Consider the following 24615-nt stretch of genomic DNA (forward strand, 5'->3'; position numbering starts at 1 on the left):
GGTCGCCGTCGGCATAAACACCATTATAGAGTATCTTGCGAGGTATTGCAATATACTTCGCTTTGCTCAGCACAAAATTCGTCCCCACGGATAAATCCGGGGGCTTTCTTTTGTGTTTTTCCGGTAAGTCGAGCTGAATGAGCTTGTTGCCGGGTTGGTCCAAGAGGAGATGGCATACACTATTTTAACCCCTAGACTATACTCTAGAAGTTGAGCCGGGCGGCTGTAAGGGTATTAACGTCTCTATACTTTGGAGGATCTATGACCGAACAGCTCATCTCGCTAAACGTCGGCATACCCGGCACCCTTACCTACCTCGGGAAAGAGGTGCCGAGCAGCTTCATAAAGACCGCCGTGCAAGGTGCCGTATGGCTGAACCGGGGCGGGCTCGCGGGCGATGAGCAGGCGGATCCCAAGAACCATGGCGGGCCGGATAAAGCAGTCTGCACCTACCCACAGGAGCACTACAGTTACTGGTCTTCACGCCTAAACCGCACCTTGCCGGTCGCGGCCTTCGGTGAAAACTTTACCACTGCGGGGCTACTTGAAGGGGCCGTTTGTATCGGCGACATCTTCGAGGTCGGGGGTGCCGCCGTGCAGGTCTCACAACCGCGTCAGCCGTGTTTCAAGCTCGCTGCCCGTCACGAGGAGCCCACGCTCGCCCTATGGGTGCAGGAGACGGGTTTTACCGGCTTTTACTTCCGCTGCCTGAAAGCGGGGTGGGTCAGCTCTGGCGAGCCGCTCGAGCTTGTTCACCGCAACCCGTATGGGCTCACCGTCGCGGAGGCGAATCGCCTCATGCACTACGACAAGGACGACATCAAGGGGCTCGAGCGGCTGCTCGATGTGCCCGAGCTTTCGTCAAGCTGGCGCAGGACCTTTGAGAAGCGCCTGGTAGGGCGGGCGGACAGCACACAGGAAAGACTTCAAGGACTGAGAAGGGAGCCCATTAAGAGAGGGGGCGAGAGGTAGGCAACCGGCTTGAAGGTCACCCCTTCAAGTCAACGTCGTGAGAAAGAGGAGCAATCAGTGACCCACTCCTTAGGCATCAATGCGTTTGAGAGACGAAGTTCCTATGATTCAGTCGAGCGTATCCGGGTCGACGTAATAGAAAGGGACCACATAGAAAAGGGACCACAAGGTCCGCCCTCAGCCACTTGTCCTTCTGGAAACCCCACAGGGTCGTCAGCCTGTCGCCGCAGGCAGAGACCTTGTGCTAGACTCACGGCACGATGATCACGATCGATACAGTTGCCACGGTGACGCCTGAGGGCAAGCTCGTGATCGAGTTGCCCGCCAAAATAGCTCCGGGAGAACACCGGGTGGTCGTCGTTATCGACACGGAGTTGAAGACCGCTCCTCTAGAGCTACCCACCGCCAATGTCGGTCTCTGGCCTGAAGACCTGTCGCTCAGCCGCGAAGACCTCTATGGCGATGACGGCAGATAAGCCGCTGTTTCTCGATACCAATGTTCTCGTCTATGCTACCGTAGTCGCACCATGCGGACGCTCATATTAGTGAAACACGCTATGCCTGACCTCCGACCCGAAATAGCGGCCAAAGACTGGACGTTGTCCGAATCAGGACGGGACGCTTCGAGAAGACTTGCCCAAAAGCTCGCCCCTTATGACCCTGCCGTCATCATCGGCAGCCTCGAGCCCAAAGCCACGGAGACAGGTGAAATCGTCGCCGGAGAACTCTCGCTTCCCTTCAAAGTTGCAAACGACCTGCACGAGCACGACCGAACAAATGTCCCTTTCGAGACAAGGCAAGGCTTCGAGAGCAAGATGCGAACTTTTTTCGAGAAGCCCGAGATGCTGACCTTCGGTCAGGAAACGGCGCTCGAGGCGCAGGAGCGGTTTGTCCGTGCCATCGACGAGGTGCTCGAGCGGCATCCTGACGGCAACCTCGTCGTCGTCGCCCACGGCACCGTCATCAGCCTCTTGGCGGGGGCTCGAGCGGGCACCAAGCCCTTTGAGCTTTGGCAAACACTCGGCCTGCCTTCTTATCTGGTCTTCTCACTGCCCGAGTTTGCACTCCTGGAAACTGTAGGCTCAGCGGCCTAGCTCGAGTGCGCCCGCGCCCCTCGCTCGTCGACGACCCGCTGGGCGACGTGCTGCGGCACCTCGGCGTAGTGCTCCAACTTCACCGAAAAGGCGCCGCGGCCGCCCGTCATCGAGCGCAGGTCGGCGGAGTAGGTCTGGATCTCGGCCATCGGCACGTGGGCGCTGATGGTGCTCACCGAGCCCTCGGCGTCCATACCCAGGATGCGCCCCCGGCGGGTGTTGAGGTCGCTGATCACGTCGCCGGTAAAGCGCTCGGGCACCCGCACCTTGACGAGCGCTACGGGCTCCAGGAGACAGGGGCTGGCCGCCTTCATGGCCTCCTTGAAGGCGTGCGCCGCGGCGATCTGAAAGGCGATGTCCTTGGAGTCGACGGGGTGGTCCTTGCCGTCGTAGATGATAGCCTTTACGTCCATCACCAAAAAACCGGCCAGGACGCCCTCCGACAGCGCGCCGCGGACGCCCTTCTCGCAGGACGGCACGAACTGGCTGGGGATGGTGCCGCCGACGACCTCGCTGGCGAACTCGAAGCCCGCGCCGCGCGCGAGGGGCTCGACCCTGAGCGCGACCTCGGCGAACTGGCCCGCGCCGCCAGACTGCTTTTTGTGGCGGTAGCGGGCGTCACCGGTGCCGCCGATCGTCTCGCGGTAGGCGATCTTGGGCCGCCGCGTCAAGACGTCGACGCCGTAGCGCTCGCGCAGCTTGTCGCCGGCGACCTCCAAGTGGACGTGGCCCATGCCCGAGAGGACCGTCTCGCGGGTATCCTGGTTGCGCTCCAGGGTCAGGGTGATGTCCTCGTCCAAGAGCTTGTGCAGGGCAGGACCCAATTTGTCCTCGTCGGCGCGCGACTTGGGATAGAGCGCGACCGACATGACCGGCGAGGGCAGGCGCATGGGCATGAGCTCGCAGAGGTGGCCCTTATCGCAGAGGGTGTCGCCGGTCCTCAGCTCCGCTACCTTGGTGAGCGCGCCGATGGCGCCGGGGCCGAGCTCCTTGACCTCGGTGAGGTCCTTGCCCCCCGGCACGTAGAGGTGGCTCACCCTGAGCTCGGCGTCCTGAGAGGAGTTGTAGAGGCTGTCGCCGGCCCTCAAGGTACCCGTCCACACCCGAAGCAGGCTGACCTTGCCGAGGTAGGGGTCGACGGTGGTCTTGAAGACGCGGGCGCAAAAGCCCGGGTGCGCCTGTGGCTCGAGCTCCGCGCCGTCCTTTAGGAGCAAGGCCTGGTGGCGCTCGGGGCGGCGCACGCCCTCGGTCATCAGGTCGAGCAGGAGGCTGGCGCCCACCCCCAGCGTCGCCGCGGTGAGCAGGACCGGGGTGAGCTCGCCGCGGCGCACCGCGCGGTGAAAGGCCGCCCCGAGCGCCTCCTCGGCTAAGGGGGCGTCCTCGAGGTACTGCATCATCAGCGCGTCGTCGGTCTCGACGATGGCCTCGACGAGGCGCTCGCGGTATTCCTCGGCGACGCCCCTGACCTCGCCTGGAACGGGCACCTCCTCGGGCTGGCCCTGGGGCCACGCGTAAGCCTTCATCCTGAGCACGTCCACGACGCCCCGGAAGGTCGCGGCCTGGCCGATGGGAACCTGCAGGGCGGCGACGTTGCCGGGCAGGCTCGCGGTGACATCGGCCATGGTGCGGTAGAAGTCGGCGTTCTCCCGGTCCATCTTGTTGATGACCAGGGTGATCGGCAGGTCCCGCTCCTGCGCGCTCGTCCACACCCGCTCGGTGCCGACCGCCACCCCCGACACCGCCGAGACCACCACCAGCGCGGCGTCGGCGACGTTCTGGGCGCCGCGAATCTCGCCCACGAAGTCGGCGTAGCCGGGCGTGTCGAGCAGGTTGAAGGGATGGCCTTGCCAGGTCAGCGGCAGGACGCCGGTGTAGATGGAGATCTTGCGGCGCTGCTCTTCCGGCCTAAAGTCGGAGGCGGTCGTGCCGTCCTCGACCCGGCCCATGGCGGGCTTGGCGCCACTGCGGTACAGCAGCGCCTCGACGAGCGAGGTCTTTCCTGCTCCGCTATGCGACAAGACGACGACGTTGCGAACGCTGGCTTCCATCTTCTCCCCTTTCGCGGCGCTGCGTCTAATGGGCTGATTATAGCAGCAGCGCTTACGGGTGATAAGGGGTAAGCTGGCCCGTGGCGACCGAGCTCGAGTACAAGTTCACCCTCGAGGGGGACGTTCCCGATATCGTAGCGCCCGATGGTGCAGCGCTGGAGGCCCTCTTGCGTCCGGCGGGCTTCGGCATGGAGGCGCGGCCGCTTCGCCTTCAGCACGACCGCTACTTTGACAGCCGTACGGGCGCGCTCGAGCTGGCCGGCCTGGCCTTGCGGCTGCGCAGCTTTGGCGAGACCCGCCTGGTCACGCTGAAGCGCAAGGGCAGGGGCCAGGACGGCCTGCACCGCCGCGAGGAGCTCGAGCTGCCCTTCACGGGCGACTGGCCGGAAGGGCTGCGCGAGGCCCTGCGCGGCCTCGACCCCGGCAGCCTGGAGCCCGTAGCCGACCTCTTCGCCGAGCGCCGACGCTTCGTCATCACCCGTGAGGAGAGGGCGCTGGCCGAGCTGTCCTTCGATGCGGTGCGAGCCGTTCGCCCCGGCGGCGGGGCGAGCGCCTTCTTCCGCGAGGTCGAGCTCGAGGCCCTCACCGCCGACGCAGAGACGCTGGCCCACCTTGCCGGAGTCCTGCAGGGGGGCCTGAGGCTCTCGCCCAATGCGGTGAACAAGCTCGAGCGCGCTAGAGCGCTCCTGGAGGCCGAAGAGGGAGGCGAGGATGGCTGAGCGGACCCTCTACCTCATCCGCCACGCCAAGGCCGCCGCGCGCGGCCCCGACTATCCCGACGACCGCCTGCGGCCCCTGGTCGCCAAGGGCCGCGACCAGGCGGCGGCGCTGGCCCGCGCCCTGGCCTGTTTGGGCTGGCGCTTCGACAGGCTGTTCTCGAGCCCCTACAGCCGCGCCCGGCAGACCGCCGCGGCCTTGACCGAGGCCTTGAGCCCTTGCGCGAAGGGCAAGGTCGAGGCGCTTGACGCGCTCTGCGCCGACGACTACGCCACCCTGCTGGCGCAGTTGGGGGCCGGGCTGGGCCCGGCGGCGGAGCACGTCGCCCTGGTAGGCCACCAGCCCTACCTCGGCGAGCTGGCCTCGCTGCTCCTCGGCGGCGACCCCTACCGCAGCCGCGTCCGCTTCAAGAAGGGCGGCCTGCTCATCCTCTCGGGACCTCTGGGCGTGGGCGGGATGCGCTTGGAGGGCTCCCTCACCCCGGCGGTCTACCGCCACCTGCGCTAGCTCCAGGAGACCCCTACATGAGGGGAACCTGGTACGAGCGAAGACGCTATGACTAGAGCGAATTGCAGCATTGCGCTACTTGTAGCCGTGTCCCAGGACCGGGTGCGGCCGGTACGGCGCCTCGAGCTGCGCGATCTCCTCTGCGGTGAGCTCGAGCGCCAGGGCGGCGATGGCGTCGTCCAGGTGCTGCATCTTCGTGGCGCCGATGATGGGCGCGGTCACAACAGGCTTGTGCAGGAGCCAGGCCAAGGCGACCTGCGCCTGGCTGACGCCGCGCCGCTCGGCGAGCTCCGCCACGCGACCGACCACCTCGTCGTCGCCCTCGCGGGTGTAGAGCTTCTTCGCGTAGTCGTCCACCTTGCCGCGGGCAGTGCTCTCCTTGGCGCCCGGAGGGCGCGTCAGGTAGCCACGCGCCAGCGGGCTCCAGGGCAAGACGGCGACGCCCTCGGCCCGACAGAGCGGGATCATCTCGCGCTCCTCCTCGCGGTAGATCAGGTTGTAGTGGTTTTGCATGCTGACAAAGCGGGTCAGGCCGCTGTCGGCCTTGTAGAGCGCGCCCATGAACTGCCAGGCGAACATGCTCGAGGCGCCGATATAGCGCACCCGGCCCGAAGAGACGAGGTCGTGAAGCGCCCCCAAGGTCTCCTCGATGGGCGTGTGGTAGTCCCAGCGGTGGATCTGGTAGAGGTCGATGTAGTCGCTGCCGAGCCGCTTCAAGGAGGCGTCGCAGGCGTCCAGGATGTGCTTGCGCGACAGCCCGCCCTGGTTCGGCTTGTCCCCCATCGGAAAGTAGACCTTGGAGGCGATGACCACCTCGTCGCGCCTGGCGAAGTCCTTTAGCGCCCGGCCCGTCACCTCCTCGCTCACGCCCAGCGAGTACATGTTGGCGGTGTCGAAGAAGGTGATGCCCGCCTCGAGCGCGCGCAAGATGAAGGGCCGGCTCGCCTCCTCGGAGAGCACCCAGTCGCGCCACTCGGGCGTGCCGTAGCTCATCATGCCGAGACAGAGGCGGGAAACCTTGAGGCCGGTCTTGCCGAGATTCACATAGTCCATACCTTATTCTAAGCTGTGGAGCGCAAGCGTGACGGCAGCCGCAGCAGACTTTCGGCTGCCGTCAGGGCTAGAGCCAAAGGGAGATGGCGCGCAAGACGGAGACGAGACCCATAGGCGAGTTCAGCAGATCGAGCTCAAGGAGGCGACCTGCGCTGACGCAGACGTATACGCCGTCGAGGTTACGGGGGCATGACCGGCCCGCTTGCTATACTCAGGCATGATCACCAGTCCAGCCAAAGACAGCAACAAGGACGGCAACAAGGACGGCAACAAGGACGGCAAGAGCAGGTCCGAGGCGCTTCAGGACGAGGAGGTTTTTGCCCTCTTGGAGCGCGAGTTCGAGCGCCAGCGCGACGGGCTCGAGCTCATCGCCTCGGAGAACTTCGCCTCGCCGGCGGTGATGGCGGCGGCGGGCTCCGTCGCCACCAACAAGTACGCCGAGGGCTACCCCGGCAAGCGCTGGTACGGCGGCTGCGAGGTCATCGACGAGCTCGAGGCTTTGGCCATCGAGCGCGCCAAGCGGCTCTTCGGCGCGGCCTGGGTCAATGTCCAGCCGCACTCGGGCTCGTCGGCGAACATGGCCGTCTACTACGCGCTGCTAACCCCGGGCGACACCATCTTAGGCATGAGCCTGGCGCAGGGCGGCCACCTCACCCACGGCTCGCCGGTCAACTTCAGCGGCATGCACTACAAGGTCGTCGGCTACGACGTGGACAAGGAGAGCGAGCGCATCGACATGGCCGTGGTGCGGCGGCTCGCCCTGGAGCACAGGCCCAAGATGATCATCGCCGGGGCCTCGGCCTACAGCCGCGTCCTCGACTTCGCCGCGTTTAGAGAGATCGCCGACGAGGTCGGCGCCTTTTTGCTGGTGGACATGGCCCACATCGCCGGCCTGGTGGCGGCGGGCGTTCACCCGAGCCCCCTCCCGCACGCGCACGTGGTCACCACCACCACCCACAAGACGCTGCGCGGCCCGCGCGGCGGTCTCATCCTGTCGGGAGACGAGGCGCTCGGCAAGAGGATCGACAAGCTGATCTTCCCCGGCATCCAGGGCGGGCCTTTGGAGCACATCGTCGCCGCCAAGGCCGTGGCCCTGTTCGAGGCCCTCCAACCCGAGTTCAAGGACTATAGCGAGAGGGTCGTCGCCAATGCCCGGGCGCTCGCCGCGGCCCTGGCCGCACGTGGCTACCGCATCGTTTCCGGCGGCACCGACAACCACGTCTTTTTAGTGGACCTGCGGCCGGCGGGGCTCACCGGCAAAAAGGCTCAGGCGAGACTCGACAAGGTGACCATCACCGTCAACAAGAACGCTATTCCCTACGACCCCGAGAGCCCTTTCGTCACCTCGGGCATCCGCTTGGGCACGCCCGCCTTGACCACCCGCGGCTTCGACGAGGCGGAGATGGAGACCGTCGCCGAGCTCATCCACCGCGCCCTGCGCGGCGAGGACGCGGAGGCGCTGCGTGAGGAGGTAAGGGCACTAGCAGGCCGCTACCCGATGCCCTAGGTTCGGGCCGAAACCGGCCCTCGCGCCAATCACAAGCCAAGGAGAGGACTTAGGGCCCTCTGCTCACGCCTTTCGGTTCAGGCGAGCGGGTAGGCTCTCGCCTCGCAGACCGCCGCGGCGACCTCGCGGCGCAAGCCGATGAGGTCCACGCCGTGCTCGGGCAGGAAGCGGTTCAGCTTGCCCAGGTTGTCCTTGGCGCTCTCCTCCGCGCCGCCGATGCGGCGCAGTGCCTCGCCGCCGTAAAGGCGAGCGCGGTCGACGGCGTCAAAGGCAAAGAGCCGCGCCATCAGCCCGGCGACCTCGCCCCGGCCACTTCCGGACAGACGCTCGGCGCGAAGCAGCGCGGACTCGGCCAGGTAGACGGCCGTGACCATGTCGGCCGCCCTTGCCATCACCTCCTGCTCACGTTCGATGCCCTGCCCGTAGGTCATGGCCGCCGAGCCCGTCACCAGGAGCGTCGCCCGCTTCAGGTTCTCGGCGGCGAGGTAGGCGTCCCTGAGCCCGTCGGGGGCTTCCACCGCGCTGACGGGCTCGCCTCCCATCGCCTCCTGGACGGCGCCCATGAGGTCCAGCTTGCCCTTCATGGCGCGCTTTAGGAGCTGGCCGGTGGTCAGCAGGCGGTTGATCTCGTTGGTGCCCTCGAAGATGCGGTTGATGCGCGCGTTGCGGTAGGCCAGCTCGACGGAGTACTCGGCGCTGAAGCCGTTGCCGCCGTGGATCTGCAGGGCCTCGTCGATGACCTCTCCCAAGATCTCCGAGCCGGCGACCTTGATGAAGGAGTACTCGACGACGTAGTCGTCGATGGCTTTGAGCTTCTCCTCTTGCGTCTCCTTGCCGGCCAGGCGCGCGTCCAGGTCGCCGGTCATGCGGTAGACGGCGGTTTCTAGGGCAAAAGTGTCGGCGGCCATCGCCCCCAGCTTTTCCTGGATGAGGCCGAAGCTGGCGATCGGCTGGCCGAACTGCTCGCGCTCCAGGGCGTAATTCGCGGCCAGCCGGACCATCTCCTTGCAGCCGCCGATGGCCCCGGCGGCCAGCTTGAGGCGGCCGATGTTCAAGATCCCAAAGGCGATGAGGTGGCCCTTGCCGATCTCGCCCAGGACGTTGTCGACGGGAACGGGCGCGTTCTCCAAGATCAGCTGCCGCGTCGACGAGCCCTTGATGCCCATCTTCTTCTCCTCGGCGCCAAAGGAGAGGCCAGAGGTACCCCGCTCGACCAGAAAGGCCGTGAACAGCTCGCCGTCCACTTGCGCGAAGACGGTGAAGAGGTCGGCGAAGCCCGCGTTGGAGATCCACATCTTGGTGCCGCTCAGGAGGTAATGGGTGCCCGCCTCGTTGAGAACGGCCCTGGTCTTGGCGGCGCGGGAGTCCGAGCCGCTGCCGGACTCGGTGAGGCAGTAGGCGGCGATTCTTTCGCCCGTCGCCAGCCCCGGCAGGTACGTCTCGTGCTGCGCCTTGTTGCCGAAGTAGACGAGCGGCAGGGTGCCGATGCCGGTGTGGGCATTGAAGGTGACGTTGAAGGAGCCCGAACGGGCGAGCTTTTCGCAGACGAGCATACTGGCGGCCTTGGAGCCGTCCAAGCCGCCATAAGCCTCGGGAATATCGACGGCGAGCAGGCCCTGCTCGCCCGCCTTGCGCATCTTCTCGACGGAAAGCTCATAAGAGAGCCTTTCCATCTCGTCGAAGACGGGCAGGATCTCGCGCTCGACGAAACGCTGCGCGGTTTGCCCCATCATCTTGAGCTCGTCGTCGAAGCTCTCGGGGATGAGGATGCTCTCGGCTGGGTGGCGCGCGATGAGAAAGCCGCCCCCTCCCCTCTGCGAAACGCCCTTGTCCGTTACCGCCATCACTACCTCCTCGAGTTGCTCGAGCCCTCTTGTGACAGTATACACAAACCTTAGACCGAGTACAAGAATTCAGCTCCGGCGGCGCTGCGCCGGCCGAGGTCCGCTTGGGCGCCGCGTCCAGGGCAGGAAGCCGGCGCGCCTGAGCCCCCACCAGGTGACGAAGGCCGCGAGCAGGGCCAGGACACTCCCCGCCAGCGGCAGAACCGGCGAGCGAGGCGACAGAGGCGCATTGTCGAGCCACCAGGCCGAGACGAGGTCGCGGACCAGCGCCTCGGCCAGGCCCGGCAGGTAGCTCTGGAAGGACTGGCCCGTCTCCTCCTCGGAGTAGATGAAGCTCGAGATGGCCCCGAAGCGAGGCTCCGGCAGCGTCTCCTCGACCGCCAGGGCCGCGCCGAGCGCGTGCCCGCCCACCTGAGCCGAGACCGTATAGGTGTAGCTGTAGTCGTCGGCCAGAGCCTCGCTGCCGGCGTGAAAGACGAGCAGGTGAAGGAGCACGAAGCTGGGGCTGCCCGCGCAGGAGTCACGCCCTTCATAGGCCACCCCGTAGCGCGCCAGCGCGTCCCTCAGGTAGCGCGCCAGCCGCCGGTAGATGGCCGCCACGACGACCGCGTCGGGTACGCTGCCGTCGCCGCGCACGACGACCTGCAGCGAAGTGGGGTCCACGCAGAGGACGGCGCCGCCGAGCGCGTGGTCCATGACGTAGTGGGCTCGCGCCGAACCCCATAACGTCGCCGTGAGAAGGAACGCGAGAACAACGAGGTAACGCTGTCCCCGCACGTCAGATGGCCACAGGTAACAACCGTGGGCGCTGGACTAGCGGCGGTCGCATCGGTTTGGGCTCGAGCAAGGGGCCTATACGAACAGCCTATACGAACAGATCGCTGACCGGCAATGTCCAGCCGGGGACAATGTCCGCGCCGTCTATCACGTCCTCTTCGGTAAGGACGTGAACGTCGTGGCGCGAGCGGTACATCGTAACGGTGCGCGTCTTGGGGTTGACCACGAGCACCATAGCCGTGCCGGCCTCGAGCCATTCGAGAACCTTCTCCTCGACCTCGTTGTAGCGGTCGCTGGGGGAAACAACCTCTACCGCCAGGTCCGGGGCTTCGGGTCGGTAACCTGTACCCGGCGCCCGCTCGTCCAGACGCCCCTGACTCACGAACGCCACGTCCGAAGCGCGCACGGTATCCGGGTTGGAGGTCAGCTTGAAGCCCGTCTCAGCAGCGTAGACTCTGCCAAGCCCGCTGGCCTTGACGTGGCTATAGAGCGACGCGCCTATCGCCATAGTGACGATACCGTGCTCCTCTCCCGGTGGTGACATCTGTTTGAGTTCCCCCCCGACGAGCTCGTAACGGAAGCCGTCATCCGGCATGTCGAACAGTTCATCCGCGGTCGCTGCCCGCGTCTCTACCTGCGCGCTCATAAGACACCTCAACAGCCACACCCCACCTTGTAGCCGAAGCCTAGCTAGCCAAAGCCTAGCTAGCCAAAGTCTAGCATAAGGCCCTATCGGCAAAGACCCTAGAAGGGCGAACCCGCGAGGCCGCCGTCCACCAGGAGGGTCTGGCCGGTGATGTAGGCCGCCCTCCGCGAGGCCAGAAAGACGACCGCCGCGGCCGTCTCGGCGGGGTCGGCGAGGCGGCGGGCGGGGATCGTGGCGATGAGCCCATCCAGGGCCTCCTGGTCCTTGAAGAGTTCGCCCAGGCGCTCGGTGGCGGTGTAGCCGGGCGCGACGTTGTTGACGGTGATACCCTCGGCGGCGACTTCGCTGGCGAGCGTCTTGGCGAAGCCCGTCACCCCGGCGCGAAAGGCGTTGGAGAGCGCCAGCCGAGCAACGGGCTCGCGCACCGACAGGCTGGTGACATTGATGATTCTGCCCCAGCCCTCCTCCCGCATGGCCGGCAGAGCGCCACGCGCCAGCCGCACCGCCGACATGAGCGTCAGCTCGTAGCCCTTGGCCCAGGCCTCGTCGCTCATCTCGGCGGCCAGGCCGGCGGGCGGGCCGCCGGCGTTGACGACCAGGATGTCCGGGTCGCCGTGCTGCTCTCTCACCCGCGCCAGCCCCGCGGCGACGCCCTCGGCCCGGCTCACGTCGGCGGCGACGCCAAAGGCCTCGCCGCCCGCGAGGCGGATTCTCTCGACGGCGCTATGGAGTAGCCCTTCGCCTCGAGCGCTCAAGACCACCCTGACCCCTTCGGCGGCCAGCCTCTCGGCGACCGCCCGGCCGATCCCCTGCGAGGCCCCGGTCACCAGGGCCAGCTTGCCGCGAATGCCTAAATCCACAGTCTCACGCCCTCTGCCAAATCCACCTGTTCCAGGCTCATATGCTCCAGGTCCATAGCCGAGTCTACCCCGGCACCCACTCGGTCAGCCAATCTACCGCCTGATCAGCTTGAGACTGTGCAAGGCCTCGAGGTCGCCTGCACCCGAGCAGTACATGGCCACCTTGAGTTCCCAGATGAAGTGCTCGAGCCAGTTGACCACCGCCTCGACCGAGTCCGTCGCGGGCGCGAGGAGCGGCCGGGCCACCGCCACCACCTGCGCGCCGAGCGCTAAGGCCTTGACCGCGTCGACGCCCGAGCGGACGCCGCCCGAGGCCACCAGCGGCATCTCGGGCAGGACCCCGTGAACCTGCACCAGCGCCTCGGCGGTGGGAATGCCCCACTCGGCCAGGTCGCGGTGACGGACCTCGCCGTAGAGCACGAACTCCTCGACCCTAGCCCAGGAGGTGCCGCCCGCGCCGGCCACGTCGAGCGCGGAAAAGCCCACCTCGCGGACCCGCTCGGCCACCCGGGCGCTGAGGCCGTGGCCGACCTCCTTGAGCATGAGGGGGTAAGGAACCCTGGGCACCAGGTCGTGGAGCTTGTCCAGGATACCGGAAAAGTCGGTGTCGCCGCTCTGCTGAAAGGCCTCCTGCAGGGGGTTGGCGTGAAAGGCCAGGGCATCGGCCTCGATGACTTCGATGGCCCGCATCACCTCGGCGTAGCCGTAGCCGCGGTTCAGTTGCGCCAGCCCCAGATTGCCGACGAGCAGGGTAGCGCGGGCAAAGGGGCGCACGGCAAAGGACGCGATCGCCGCCTCGTCCTCGAGCATCACCCGCTGCGAGCCCAGCATCAGGCCGAGACCCAGGTGCTGCGCGGCCTGGGCCAGGTTCTTGTTGATGCGCGCCGACAGCTCCGCGCCGCCGGTCATGGCGCCGATCAGGACCGGTGCCTGCAGGGTGCGGCCCAAAAACATGGTCTCGGTGTCCACCCCAGCGAGGTCCTGCTCGGGCAGGGCGAGGTAGGGCAGGTCGAAGCGCTCAAAGCCGGTCGTGCGGGTCTCGAAGTTCACCTGCTCGCTCAGACAGACCTCAACGTGCTTGCGCTTTCGTTCCAGCGTAGCCGAAGGGTTCGTCGCCGTCACATTTTATTTTACCCCGCCCCGCGCGCCTGCGCTGTCACGCTGCTGCCACACTCGTCAAGGCTGTCACGGCTGTTAAGGCGGCTGAAGCCAGACCTTACATGTCTCAAAGGTTTTTGCGCTTAGACTGCCCGGTATGACGCGCTTTCGCCTCCTCTGCCTGCTCGCGCTGGCCTCGTTGCTCAGCGCCTGTTTCCCGCCCGATGAGCTGCCCGAGGACAGTTTCAGCCTGAGCGCCATTCCGGCGACGGTTTCGCTCGCCCCCGGCGAGTCGGGGGGCAGCTATCTGGCACTCGAGCGCGCCGAGAGCTTCCGCGAGCCCATCGAGGTCACGGTGCTCGGTCTGGACGCGGCCCGGGGCGTCCAGGTGACGCTAGGCCCCGCTCCCGTCTACGGCGAGAGCAGCGCGCTCGCCTTCAGCCTGGACGCGGACGCGCCGCCGCAAAGGCTCGAGCTGAGCGTCTTAGCGCGCAGCCGCAACCTCGAGAAGACCACCCCGTTGACCTTGACGGTCGGCCCGCGCGAGGACGCCGGCCCGGCGACGGTGAGCGGCCGGGTCACCACCGCCAACGCCGAGATCGCTATCGAGGCGCCTACCTTCGGCATCCAGGCGTTCGGAGAGGCCGCGTCTGCGGGGACGGCGCAACAGGGTGACGCACAACAGGGTGATGGTGACGCTACCCAGGACGGGGCACAGGACGGTGCCCAGGGCGCCTACGCGCCGGGCGAGCTTCTCGTGCAGTACCAAGACGCCCCCGAGGCCGGCGAGGCACTCGGCCCGGCCGACCTTCGCTACCTCCTCACCGCCCAGGCGGTCGGCGAGGACTATCTGCTCGAGCCCCTGCGCGCAGGCGAGCCCGGCCGCCCCGACCTCGTCCGGGTGCCGGACGGACAGGACCCGAAGCGCCTGGCCGCGAGCCTGAGCCGCGACCCGCGCGTGCGCTACGCCGAGCCCAACTACTACCTGAGGACCGCCGCCCTGCCCGACGACCCCCTCCTGAACGAGCAGTGGGCGGCCGCGGCGGCGGGCCTGCCCGTGGCCTGGGCGCAGGAAACGGGCGCCGGCAGCCCCGTCGTCGTCGCCGTCATCGACTCGGGCTTCGACCTTCAGCATCAGGACCTCGCCCCGCGCCTCTTGCCGGGCTACGACTTCTGCAGCAAGCTGAACGGCTCCTGCTCGGCGGCCGGCACGCCGACGAGCGACGACCCCAGCTTCGGCTCCTTTCAAAACGCCCACGGCAGCCACGTCGCCGGCACCCTCGGCGCGGTCGGTGGCAACGGTCTGGGCGTGACCGGCGCGGCCTACGGCTCGAGCATCAGGCTCTTGCCGGTCAAGATCTTCAACGGCAACGGCGGCGGCGCCACCACCAGCTCCTTTATCGACGGCATCCGCTGGGCGGCGGGCCTCGGCGTCACCACCACCGACGGCAAGCGCGTCCGCAACCCCAACCCCGCGCGCGTCATCAACCTGAGCCTGGGCGTCGACCGCCCCAGCACCGCCATGCAGGGCGCCATCGACGAGGCCAGGCGGCGCGGCGCGGTGATCATCGCGGCGACCGGCAACGCCGGCGCCGACCGCGTCTGGAGCCCCGCCGCCGCCGACGGCGTGATCGGCGTGGGCTCGCACAACCAGTCCTTCACCCGCTCATGCTTTTCCAACTACGGCCTGCCCGCGGGCCCCAACGGCCCCGGCGGCGTGGACATCGTCGCGGGCGGCGGCGAGACCTGCGGCGTTCGCCAGTCCATCGTAAGCACCGTGCCCGAGGACACCTACGGCTATCTGGTGGGCACCTCGATGGCCGCGCCGCTCGTCTCGGGCGTCGCCGCGCTCATCCTCAGCCGCTTTCCCGAGCTCAGCGTCGAGGAGGTCGAGGCCCGCCTCCTGGAGACCGCCTTCTTCGACGCGCGCTACATGAGCGCGGAGGAGTACGGCGCGGGCGTCTTGCGCGCCGACCGCGCCCTCGGCCTCGCCGGTCCCGGCGACCCCGTCATCGTCCGCAGCCTGGGGAGCGAACGCACGGGCGTCGCCGTGCTCGACCTCTACGGGGGCTCGTTCCCCTACACGCTGCCGGGGCTGCCGACCGGCAACGCTTCGCTGCGCGCCGGCCCCGACAGCCCCGGCAGCCTGCGCGGCGCGCGCAGCCTGGCCCTGCGGGCGGGCGTGACCGAGGCGGACATCCCGCTGGAGTACGAACCGTGAATATGACGGAAAGGATAACGGACGCTGATAGACCCAGTGAATAGACCCAGTAACAGGTATCGCGCCACGGAGTGCGCGGCCGGAACTCAGCTCTTGAAGCTTGTCAGGAGGACGGAGTGACTGTCAACCCCACCCTAGGCTCGAGCAACCTAGCCTCGAGCAACCTCGCGCGGGTTCTGGCTCGCTACCTGCTGCTCGGACTCGCCGGCCTCGTCTTGACGGCCTGCTCGAGCCCGGCCACGCCCGCGCTCAGCCTCGCCGCGGCGGATATCACCTTTGAGGCCGAAGAGGCGAGCAAGGCGCTCGTCCTCACCAACAACGGTGACCCCGGCTCGACGCTCGAGTGGTCAGCCTCGGTGAGCTATGAAGAGGTGAGCTATGAAGGCACAGCCACGGGCTGGCTCGGCGTCACCCCGGCCAGCGGCGGCACCCCCGGCGGCGGCGCCGATACCCTGACGCTGACGGTAGACCGCGCCGATCTTACGCCCGGCGACCATGAGGCGCGGCTTACCGTCACCTCCAACGGCGGCAACGCCAGCGTCCGCGTGCTGCTGCGCGTGGTCGCGCCGCCTCAGCTTGTGCTATCGGCAAGCGACCTCAGCTTCGACGCCGACGACGTGAGCAAGACCTTCGTCCTCAGAAACGGCGGCGACCCCGGCTCGACGCTCGAGTGGTCGGCCGCGGTGAACTATGAAGGTGCAGCCGCGGGCTGGCTCGGCATCACCCCGGCCAGCGGCAGCACCTCCGGCGGCGGCGCCGATACCCTGACGCTGGCGGTAGACCGCGCCGATCTCGCGCCCGGCGACTACCAGGCGCGGCTTACCGTCACCTCCAACGGCGGCGAGAACAGTATCCGCGTGCGCTTGCGCGTCGCCGCGCCGCCTCAGCCCCAGCTCGGCGAACTCGCCGACGTCGTTGAATTTGAGCCCGACGAGACAAGTGTCATCCTGGCGATTCGTAACAGCGGCGACGCCGGTTCGGCGCTCACCTGGAGGCTCGGCGTGAGCTACCAGGGGAGCGCCTCGGGCTGGCTCAGCGTCGACCCGGACAGCGGCAGCACCTCCGGCGGCGACCGCCGCACCGCCGCGCTCAGCGTAGACCGCGACGGGCTCGCGCCGGGGCGCTACGGCGCCACCCTCACCGTCTCCTCGAACGGCGGCGAGAGCAGCATCCCCGTCTTCGTCAACGTCGCCGCGCCGGAGCCCGTGCCCGCGCTCGAGCTGTCGGCGACCGAGCTCGACTTTGGCGAGGGCGCGACCCAGCGGACGCTCTCCGTCGGCAACAGCGGCGAAGCGGGCTCGAGCCTGCAGTGGTCGGCCAACCTGACGTACCAGGAGGGCGAGCCGGACTGGCTCAGCGTCAGCCCCTTGAACGGGAACGTCGCCGCGGGAGACGCCCAGGCCCTCAGCCTCACGGCGAACCGCACCGGCCTTGCCCCCGGCGACTACCAGGCCAGACTGAGCGTCTCCTCGAACGGCGGCTCACAGAGCGTCAGCGTGCGGCTGCGCGTCCCGCAGCCGCCTCCCCCCCAGCAGCTCACTTTCAGCCTCGAGCCCACCACCCTCGACTTCGGCGTAGGCAGCAGCGCGGCTACCTTCACCCTCAGCAACACCCACCCCAGGGCCATCACCTGGACCGCCAGCGTGGATGCGAATTGGCTCACTTTGGTCAATCCCTCCTCGGCAGAGAGGGGCGAACCGCTCGCCCCGGGTGCCGCGGACGCCGTTCGGGTCAGCGTCGACCGCGCCGAACTCGAGCCCGGAAGCTACCAAGCGACCATCACCGTCAGGGCCGAAGACGCCAGCGACGCCAACCTGAACGACACGCGGACACTCACCGTGAGCATGCGGGTGCCAGCCACAGAGCCGCCGGCCAGCTCGAGCATCGGCGGCAGGGTGACGACCGCCAACGCCGCCATCGCCATCACCACCGCCGCCCAGGGCGAACCCGAAACCCTGTCTACGGCGACTGCGGCAATCGGTTTGGGGACGGACGCGGGAATGAACCGGCCCGCCTACGCACCCGGCGAGCTGCTGGTGCGCTACCGCCAGGACGGCCTGGGAACGCTGTCGGGCGAGGGCCTCTACAGCCAGAGCGTCAAGACGCTGGCCGAGGACTACGCGCTTACGGTCTTGCGGACGGGCGACTCCAGCCTGCCGGACATCGTGGCCCTGCCGCCGGGCGCGGACGTGGAAGCGGCGGCCACGAGGCTCGAGGCGGACCCCAGGGTGCTCTTTGCCACACCCAACTACTACGTCTACAGCCAGAACCTGCCCAACGACCCCGAGATCCAGGGGCAGTGGGCGCTGGCCGCCTCCGGCCTGCCCGCCGCCTGGGGCCGCGAAACGGGCGGCACGAGCCGCGTGGTGGTCGCCGTCATCGACTCGGGCTTCGCCCTTCAGCACCCGGACTTAGCAGGACGCTTCCTGCCGGGCTACGACTTCTGCGCCAACCAGGACTGTAGCCAAACCGACGCCGACCCGACCTTCGGCCAGAGCCAGAACTTTCACGGCAGCCACGTCGCCGGTCTGATCGGCGCCATCGGCGACAACGGCGTGGGCATCAGCGGGGCCGCCTACGGCAACAACCTCCGCCTCCTGCCCATCAAGGTCTACCCCGACGACGGCAGCAGCTCACCGATCAGCACCCTGATCGACGCGCTCAACTGGGCGGTGGGCATTCCGGTCACGACCATCGACGGCAAGCAGGTAAGCAACCCCAACCCCGCCCGCGTCATCAACATGAGCCTGGGCGGCAACTTCAGCATGCCCTTCGCCCTGCAAGAGGCCATCGACAACGCCCGCGCCCGCGGCGCCGTCATCGTGGTGGCGGCGGGCAACGACGGCGCGGGCCGGGTGCAGAGCCCGGCCGCCGCCGAAGGCGTCCTGGCCGTGGGCGCGCACAACCAGGCCTTTCGGCGCTCCTGCTTTTCGAACTTCGGCCAGCCGGACGCGGACGCCTTTGGCCCCGGCGGCCTCGACCTGCTCGCGCCCGGCGGCGACAGGTTCTTGAACTGCCGCAACGCCTCGCAGGGACTCTTGAGCACCGTGCCCGGCAACGACTACGCCCGCGCCATCGGCACCTCGATGGCCGCGCCGATGGTGTCGGCCGTGGCCGCCTTGCTGCTCAGCCGCGAGCCGAGCTTGAGCGTCTCCCAGCTCGAGAGCCGCCTCACCGGCTCGGCCTACTTCGACCCCAGCTATATGAACGCTCAGGAGTACGGCGCGGGCGTCTTGCGCGCCGACCGCGCGCTCGGCCTCTCCGGCCCCGGCGACAGCCTGAGCGTCGTCGCCGAAGGGCCGAGCGCCACCCAGGCCACGGTGACCCTGGACCTCATGGGCGGCTCGACGCCCTACAGCCTGAACAACCTGAGGGCGGGCGCCTACACGCTCAGCGCCGGCGACCCCGCTTCGCTCTTCGGCCGGCGCCAGGCCAGCGTCGGCGCGGGCCAGAACCTGGAGGACCAGACCATCGAACTGCAAGGAGGTCCCTAAGATGCACTCAAGGGAAGATGCACCCAAGGGTCGTCAACCTCACCGAGTACCGCTACAGCGCGGACGCCTGGGCTAAACGCTCTCGCGAACGGCCCTTGTGTACTGGAAATGAAGAAAGGTTCAGCCTCGAGCCCGTTTCCTCACCGAGTAATTTTGTTAAACTGCCTCTGACAGTCCTTCCGGGTGCGGGCGCACTCCAACAGAGCTCCATCGTCTGGCGCGGACGCCAGAACAACCCCCTGGCTTTGTGGAGGCGCGCATCCTGGAAGCGAGTCAAAATCGACAGGAGGATGTATGAAGAGAGTTTTGCTCGTTTTAGCAGCCCTAAGTCTCGCCTTTGGCGGCAGCGCGCTGGCCCAGACGATCACCGTGGGCCAGGCTTCCGACCCGGTGACGCTCGATCCCCACGGCCAGAACGACCAGCCTTCGGCCCGCGTCAGGGTGCAGATCTACGACACGCTGGTCGTACAAAGCGAGGACTTGGAGCTCGTTCCCGGCCTCGCCGAGTCCTGGGAGCAGGTAGACGACACCACCTACGAGTTCGTGATCCGCGAGGGCGTCAGCTTCCATAACGGCGACCCGCTGACCGCCGCGGACGTGGTCTACAGCCTGAACCGTCTGCGCGACCCGGAAACGGCCGCGCCCGCCGCCTTTTTGGTCGACGCCATCGAGAGCGTCGAGGCCACAAGCGACATGGTGGTGCGCATCACCACCGAGTTTCCCTTCGCCCCCATCTTGAGCCACCTCGCCCACGGCGCCACCGCGATTCTCAGTGAGCGGGCCGTGACCGAAGCCGGCGACGACTACGGCACCACCGTCGCCGTCGGCACCGGGCCCTTCCGCTTCGTGAACTGGGCGACCGCCTCGCAACTCGTGCTCGAGCGCAACCCCGACTGGTGGGGCGGCGAGGTCTTGCCCGAGCGGGTCGTCTTCCGCCCCATCACCGAGGGCACCGTCAGGGCCATCGAGCTCGAGACCGGCGGCGTCGATATCGCCTATACCCTCGAGGCCACCGACGCCAACCGCCTCCGCGGTGGTGAAAACCCCAATGTCCGGCTCGAGTCGGTCGAGACGCTGACCACCTCCTACATCGGCTTCAACGTGCAGAAGGAGCCCTTCGACGACGTGCGCGTCCGCCAGGCCATCAACCACGCCATCGACGTCGAGCTGATCGCCGAGGTGGTCTACACCGGTCAGGCGACGCGCGCTACCAGCCCCACCCCGCAGCGCGTCTTCGGCTCCAACCCCAACCTCGAGCCCTTTGAATACAACCCCGAGCGGGCCCGCGAGCTTTTAGCCGAGGCCGGCTACGAGAACGGCTTTTCGACCACGCTGTGGACGAACGACAACCCCCTCCGGATCCAGATCGCCGAGATCGTCCAGGCCGAACTCGGCGAACTCGACATCAGCGTCGACGTGCAGGTGCTCGAGTGGGGCGCCTACCTCTCCGACACCGCCGCCGGTCTTCACGACATGTTCATCCTCGGTTGGGTGACGGTCACCGGCGACGCCGACTACGGCCTCTACTCGCTCTTCCATAGCAGCCAGCAGGGCAACCCCGGCAACCGCACCTTCTTCGCCGACGACCGCGTCGACGAGCTGCTCGACCGCGGCCGCACCAGCCTCGACGAAGAGGAGCGCTTAGCCGCCTACTACGAGGCCCAGGAGATCATCCAGGAAGAGGCCCCCTGGGTCTTCCTCATCTTCACGACCGAGGACAACGGCGTGAGGGCGGACATCCAGGGCTTCGTCCCCCACCCCGCCGGCCACCACCGGCTCTACAACGTCTCCAGGACGCAGTAGCGCAGTCCAAACGCGAAAGGGTGAGGCCGGACCGGCCTCACCCTTTCTCAAGCTTCCAGCGAGAGGGTGTACTGTAGGCGTACAGCATGTTCCAATATATTGTCAAACGTATTGTGATGATCGTCCCCATCATGCTCGGCGTGAGCGTCATCGTCTTCGGCATCATGCACCTGACGCCGGGCGACCCGGCCGTGCTCATGCTCGGCGAGGCCGCGCCCCAGGCTCAGATCGACGCCATCCGCGAGCGGCTCGGCCTCAACGAGCCCATCTACGTGCAGTACGCGATCTGGCTGGGCCGGGTGGTGCAGCTCGACCTCGGGCGCTCGATCCGCTCGAACCGGCCGGTCGTGAACGAGATAAGCTCGCGCCTGCCCGCCACCATCGAATTAGCGGTGATTGCCACCCTGCTCGCCATCGCCATCGGCGTGCCTATCGGCGTCCTCTCCGCGACCCGGCCCAACTCGGCGCTCGACAACGCCGCCACAGTGACGGCCCTGGGCGGCCTGGCCATGCCGGTCTTCTGGCAAGGGCTGATGATGATCCTCATCTTTTCGGTGTGGCTGGGCTGGCTGCCTGCCTCGGGGCGCTTCGGCGGCTGGGCCTACTACGTCCTGCCCGCGATCACCCTGGGCACCAGCGCGATCGCCGCCATCACCCGCATGACCCGCTCGACCATGCTCGAGACGACCCAGCAGGACTACATCCGCACCGCGCGTTCCAAGGGCGTCCGCGAGCGCAACGTGACCTACCGGCACGCCCTGCGCAACGCGCTCATTCCCGTGGTCACCGTAATCGGCCTGCAGTTTGGCAACCTGCTCTCGGGCGCCGTCATCACCGAGACCATCTTCGCCTGGCCGGGCATCGGCAGCCTGGCCGTGGACGCCATCCGCGCCAGAGACTTTCCGGTCGTGCAGGGCGTCGTTCTGGTCTTCGCCGTCACCTACGCCCTGGTCAACCTGATGGTGGACGTTATCTACGTCTATCTGGACCCCCGCCTGCGAACCCGCTATGAATGAGCCAGCCGTGCATAAGCCAGCCATGCATGAGCCCGTTACCAACGAGGACCTGAGATGACCAGCAGATGACCAGCGCGACCTCGCCCGGCCCCCGCACCACGAATTTCTTGAGCAGCCCCGCCATGCGCCGTCTGCGCCGCAACCCGAGAGCGATCTTCGGCGCGGTGACCCTGGCGCTCATCATCTTCGCGGCCGTCTTTGCCGACCAGATCAGTCCCTACAACCCCAACAGCCAAAACCTCCGCAACCGCCTCCAGCCGCCCTCGGCCGAGCACCTCTTGGGCACCGATCACTTCGGCCGCGACCTCTTGAGCCGGATCATCCACGGTGGCCGCGTCTCGCTCCAGGTCGGCTTTCTCTCGGTCAGCATCGCGCTCGCTATCGGCGGCCTGATGGGCCTCTTGGCGGGCTTCTACGGCCGCTTTCTCGACAGCCTCTTCATGGGCTTCGTGGACATCTTGCTGGCCCTGCCCGCCTTTCTGCTGGCCCTGGCCATCGTCGCCGCCTTGGGGCCCAGCCTGACCAACGTGATGATCGCCGTCGGCGTGGCGAACGTGCCCGCCTTTGCCCGCATCGCTCGCTCGGCCGTCCTGACGGTGCGCGAGCAGGACTACGTGGCCGCCGCCACCGCGGCGGGCTCCTCGGACCTGCGCATCATGTTCAAGCACGTCGTGCCCAATTCGCTCAGCCCCGTGATCGTCCAGGTCACGCTGTCGCTGGCCGGGGCCATCCTGGCCGCGGCGGGCCTCAGCTTCTTGGGCCTCGGCGCGCAACCGCCGACGGCCGAGTGGGGCAGCATGTTAAACAGCGCCCGGCCTTTTATCCGCGACGCCCACTGGGCCGTGACCTTCCCCGGTCTGGCCATCGTCATCACCGTCTTGGCCCTCAATCTCGTCGGCGACGGCCTGCGCGACGCGCTCGACCCGAGGGGCCGCCACTAGACCACCGACCTGCGCCGCCCGTCGCGAGCCCGCCCCCGGTGCGATTTGGCTTGGGTTACAGCGGTTTAAAAAGAAGGTCGGTGGTGCCACCTCAGCGCATGCGCGGGTCGAGGGCGTCGCGCAAGGCGTCGCCGAGAAAGTTAAAGGCGATGACGACGATGGCGATCGCCAGGCCTGGAAAGACGCTCATCCACCAGGCCGAAGTCAGGAAGCTCTGGCCGTCGGCGATCATCTGACCCCAGGAGGGCGTAGGCGGCCTGACGCCCAAGCCGAGAAAGGACAGCGTCGCCTCGCCGATGATGGCCCCGCCCACGCCGATGGTATAGATGACGATCAGGCTGGGCAGGATGCCGGGCAGAATGTGAAAAAAGATGAGCCGGCCATTGCTTGCGCCCAGGGCCCTCGCGCCCTCGACGTACTCGGCGCTTTTGAGGCTCAACGAGGCACCTCTGACGATGCGCGCCACGCTTGCCCAACCCACAATACCTAGGGCGATATACGCCGTCAGCAGCCCTGGACCGATGGAGACCGACAGGACGATGATAAAAAGTAGGCTCGGGAAGGCCTGCAGGACCTCGATGAACCGCGAGATCAGCGTATCGGTCCAGCCGCCGAAGTAACCCGCCAGGAGACCAAAGACGATGCCGAGCGAGAGCGACAGGAGCTGCGACCCAAAGCCGACCATGAGGCTGATCCGCGCGCCGTAGATGAGCCGTGATAATACGTCACGCCCGGCCCGGTCCGTACCCAAAAGGTGCTCCGGACTCGGCGGCGTCGTGCGGAACCCGACCGCGCGGTCCGGCACGGTCGGGTCATAGGGGGCGAGCAGCGGCGCAAAGGCCGCAACGAAGATAAACAGCAAGATGACAAAGCCTGCCAGCAGGGCGCCGGGGTCGCGTCTGATACGCTGCCAGGCCAGGTTCAGCGCCGAAGTCGGCTTATCCCCTGACACCACCTCGGCTTGCTGGGCGCTCACGCCGGTCATGACCGGCCCCTAGCCGCCCGCGCAAGGTCGCTCACCGGCGGGTCCTCGCTCCGCTCACCCTGACGTTGAAGCTGGCTTCAGCGTCAGTGCAGAGGTATTCAGTCATAGCGAATTCTCGGATCGATGGCGGCGTAGAGCAGATCGACCAGCAAGTTGGCGACGATAAAGAGCGTCGCGGTGTAGATGACCAAGGGGATCATGACCGGCAGGTCGCGGTTTAGGAGCGCGACGAGGCCGTAGCGGCCCAGCCCCGGAATGTTGAAGACGTACTCGGTGAGGTAGGCGCCGTCGATAAACGAGGCCAGATCGAGACCGATCACGGTGACGACTGGAATCATCACGTTGCGAAAGGCATGTTTATAGATGATGATGCGTTCACTGAGGCCCTTGGCTCGAGCGGTGCGGATGTAGTCCTGGCGGATGACCTCGAGCATCGACGAGCGGGTGATGCGGGCGATAAAGGCGGCCGCGCGCGTGCCCAGGACGAAGGCGGGTAGGAGATAGTACTGGAGGCTGCCGTCGCCGATGCCCGTCTGCGGCACCCAGCGCCACTGGAAAATGACCAGCAAGATGGCGATGAGCGCGTACCAGAACACCGGCACGCTGATCCCGGTCAGGGTCAAGAACATGGCCACGCGGTCGATCAGGCTGTTTTGGTAGATGGCTGAGATGACGCCGACCAGGATGCCGATGAGGCTGGCGAAGAGCACGGCCAGGAGCGCCAGCCTGAGCGTCACGGGAAAGCGCGCCCGCAGCTCGCGGCTGACGGGTTCCCGGGTGATGACGGAGTTGCCCAGATCCCCCCGCAGCACATTGCCCATGATGCGCAGGTACTGCTGCAAAGGCGGGTCGTTGAGTCCGAGGCGGGCCCGCAGCTCCTGAACGGTCGCGGGGCTGGCGCGCTGCCCCAGGAGCTTTTGCACCGGGTCGCCCGGCGCCAGGATCATCAGGATAAAGGTGAGCAGGCTCACTCCGATGATGACGGGGATCGCCAGCAGCAGACGTTGAACGATATAGGTCAGCACGGCTAGG

The 24615-nt window shown here is 67.1% G+C and carries 20 protein-coding genes; 11 read left to right on the forward strand and 9 right to left on the reverse strand.

Annotation, left to right across the window (positions count from 1 at the left end; genetic code table 11):
• The first annotated feature begins 261 nt into the window (after positions 1 to 261).
• The 3 genes from M3498_07170 (at position 262) to M3498_07180 (ending at position 2066) form a co-directional block, all read left to right on the forward strand.
• A complete protein-coding gene (locus M3498_07170) occupies positions 262 to 972 on the forward strand; it encodes an MOSC domain-containing protein (protein ID MDQ3459064.1) in 711 nt (236 codons plus the stop codon).
• A 260-nt stretch (positions 973 to 1232) separates the two neighbouring features.
• Positions 1233 to 1448: a hypothetical protein gene (locus M3498_07175; GenBank protein MDQ3459065.1), complete on the forward strand. Its 216-nt coding sequence runs from the start codon at positions 1233 to 1235 to the stop codon at positions 1446 to 1448.
• 81 nt (positions 1449 to 1529) lie between these two features.
• Positions 1530 to 2066: a histidine phosphatase family protein gene (locus M3498_07180; protein ID MDQ3459066.1), complete on the forward strand. Its 537-nt coding sequence runs from the start codon at positions 1530 to 1532 to the stop codon at positions 2064 to 2066.
• On the opposite strand, the gene fusA is transcribed toward M3498_07180, so the two are convergent.
• Positions 2063 to 4114: an elongation factor G gene (fusA, locus tag M3498_07185; protein ID MDQ3459067.1), complete on the reverse strand. Its 2052-nt coding sequence runs from the start codon at positions 4112 to 4114 to the stop codon at positions 2063 to 2065. The two genes, M3498_07180 and fusA, sit on opposite strands and share 4 nt — an antisense overlap.
• An 80-nt stretch (positions 4115 to 4194) precedes the next feature.
• On the opposite strand from fusA, the gene M3498_07190 reads away from it, so the two are divergent.
• Together M3498_07190 and M3498_07195 are read left to right on the forward strand one after the other, a co-directional pair.
• A complete protein-coding gene (locus M3498_07190) occupies positions 4195 to 4833 on the forward strand; it encodes a CYTH domain-containing protein (protein MDQ3459068.1) in 639 nt (212 codons plus the stop codon).
• Complete coding sequence (locus M3498_07195; GenBank protein ID MDQ3459069.1) at positions 4826 to 5338, forward strand: histidine phosphatase family protein; 513 nt, start codon at positions 4826 to 4828, stop codon at positions 5336 to 5338. The genes M3498_07190 and M3498_07195 overlap by 8 nt, the downstream gene beginning before the upstream one ends.
• Positions 5339 to 5413: 75 nt before the next feature.
• Here M3498_07195 and M3498_07200 read toward each other — a convergent pair whose 3' ends face one another.
• Positions 5414 to 6391: an aldo/keto reductase gene (locus M3498_07200; GenBank protein ID MDQ3459070.1), complete on the reverse strand. Its 978-nt coding sequence runs from the start codon at positions 6389 to 6391 to the stop codon at positions 5414 to 5416.
• Positions 6392 to 6608: 217 nt separating this feature from the next.
• Here M3498_07200 and M3498_07205 point away from each other — a divergent pair, with 217 nt between their 5' ends.
• Complete coding sequence (locus M3498_07205; GenBank protein ID MDQ3459071.1) at positions 6609 to 7898, forward strand: serine hydroxymethyltransferase; 1290 nt, start codon at positions 6609 to 6611, stop codon at positions 7896 to 7898.
• Between the two features lie 77 nt (positions 7899 to 7975).
• On the opposite strand, the gene M3498_07210 is transcribed toward M3498_07205, so the two are convergent.
• The 5 genes from M3498_07210 to fni form a co-directional block, all read right to left on the reverse strand.
• A complete protein-coding gene (locus M3498_07210) occupies positions 7976 to 9742 on the reverse strand; it encodes an acyl-CoA dehydrogenase family protein (protein ID MDQ3459072.1) in 1767 nt (588 codons plus the stop codon).
• 69 nt (positions 9743 to 9811) lie between these two features.
• The gene (locus M3498_07215) at positions 9812 to 10438 is read right to left on the reverse strand and encodes a hypothetical protein (GenBank protein ID MDQ3459073.1); all 627 of its coding nucleotides are present in this window, start codon (positions 10436 to 10438) and stop codon (positions 9812 to 9814) included.
• Positions 10439 to 10607: 169 nt separating this feature from the next.
• Positions 10608 to 11165 (reverse strand): Uma2 family endonuclease, encoded by a 558-nt coding sequence (locus M3498_07220; protein ID MDQ3459074.1) that lies wholly within the window; start codon positions 11163 to 11165, stop codon positions 10608 to 10610.
• 98 nt (positions 11166 to 11263) lie between these two features.
• Positions 11264 to 12025, reverse strand: coding sequence for an SDR family oxidoreductase (locus M3498_07225; GenBank protein ID MDQ3459075.1), 762 nt, complete (start codon positions 12023 to 12025; stop codon positions 11264 to 11266).
• 93 nt (positions 12026 to 12118) lie between these two features.
• A complete protein-coding gene (fni, locus tag M3498_07230) occupies positions 12119 to 13147 on the reverse strand; it encodes a type 2 isopentenyl-diphosphate Delta-isomerase (protein ID MDQ3459076.1) in 1029 nt (342 codons plus the stop codon).
• A gap of 133 nt (positions 13148 to 13280) precedes the next feature.
• Between fni and M3498_07235 the strand changes: the two genes are divergently transcribed.
• The 5 genes from M3498_07235 to M3498_07255 all read left to right on the forward strand — a co-directional run bounded on the left by M3498_07235 (position 13281) and on the right by M3498_07255 (position 22598).
• Positions 13281 to 15344 (forward strand): S8 family serine peptidase, encoded by a 2064-nt coding sequence (locus M3498_07235; protein ID MDQ3459077.1) that lies wholly within the window; start codon positions 13281 to 13283, stop codon positions 15342 to 15344.
• Positions 15345 to 15460: 116 nt separating this feature from the next.
• A complete protein-coding gene (locus M3498_07240; GenBank protein ID MDQ3459078.1) occupies positions 15461 to 18838 on the forward strand; it encodes a S8 family serine peptidase in 3378 nt (1125 codons plus the stop codon).
• A gap of 294 nt (positions 18839 to 19132) precedes the next feature.
• Positions 19133 to 20641: a glutathione ABC transporter substrate-binding protein gene (locus tag M3498_07245; GenBank protein ID MDQ3459079.1), complete on the forward strand. Its 1509-nt coding sequence runs from the start codon at positions 19133 to 19135 to the stop codon at positions 20639 to 20641.
• Between the two features lie 86 nt (positions 20642 to 20727).
• Positions 20728 to 21657: an ABC transporter permease gene (locus tag M3498_07250; GenBank protein MDQ3459080.1), complete on the forward strand. Its 930-nt coding sequence runs from the start codon at positions 20728 to 20730 to the stop codon at positions 21655 to 21657.
• A gap of 65 nt (positions 21658 to 21722) precedes the next feature.
• A complete protein-coding gene (locus tag M3498_07255; protein MDQ3459081.1) occupies positions 21723 to 22598 on the forward strand; it encodes an ABC transporter permease in 876 nt (291 codons plus the stop codon).
• A gap of 91 nt (positions 22599 to 22689) precedes the next feature.
• Here M3498_07255 and M3498_07260 read toward each other — a convergent pair whose 3' ends face one another.
• On the reverse strand, positions 22690 to 23583 hold the full coding sequence (locus M3498_07260) for an ABC transporter permease (protein MDQ3459082.1): 894 nt from the start codon (positions 23581 to 23583) through the stop codon (positions 22690 to 22692).
• 98 nt (positions 23584 to 23681) lie between these two features.
• On the reverse strand, positions 23682 to 24608 hold the full coding sequence (locus M3498_07265; protein MDQ3459083.1) for an ABC transporter permease: 927 nt from the start codon (positions 24606 to 24608) through the stop codon (positions 23682 to 23684).
• Between the last annotated feature and the right edge of the window lie 7 nt (positions 24609 to 24615).

Source organism: Deinococcota bacterium, assembly GCA_030858465.1.
In the GTDB taxonomy this organism is placed as follows: Bacteria; Deinococcota; Deinococci; order Deinococcales; family Trueperaceae; genus JALZLY01.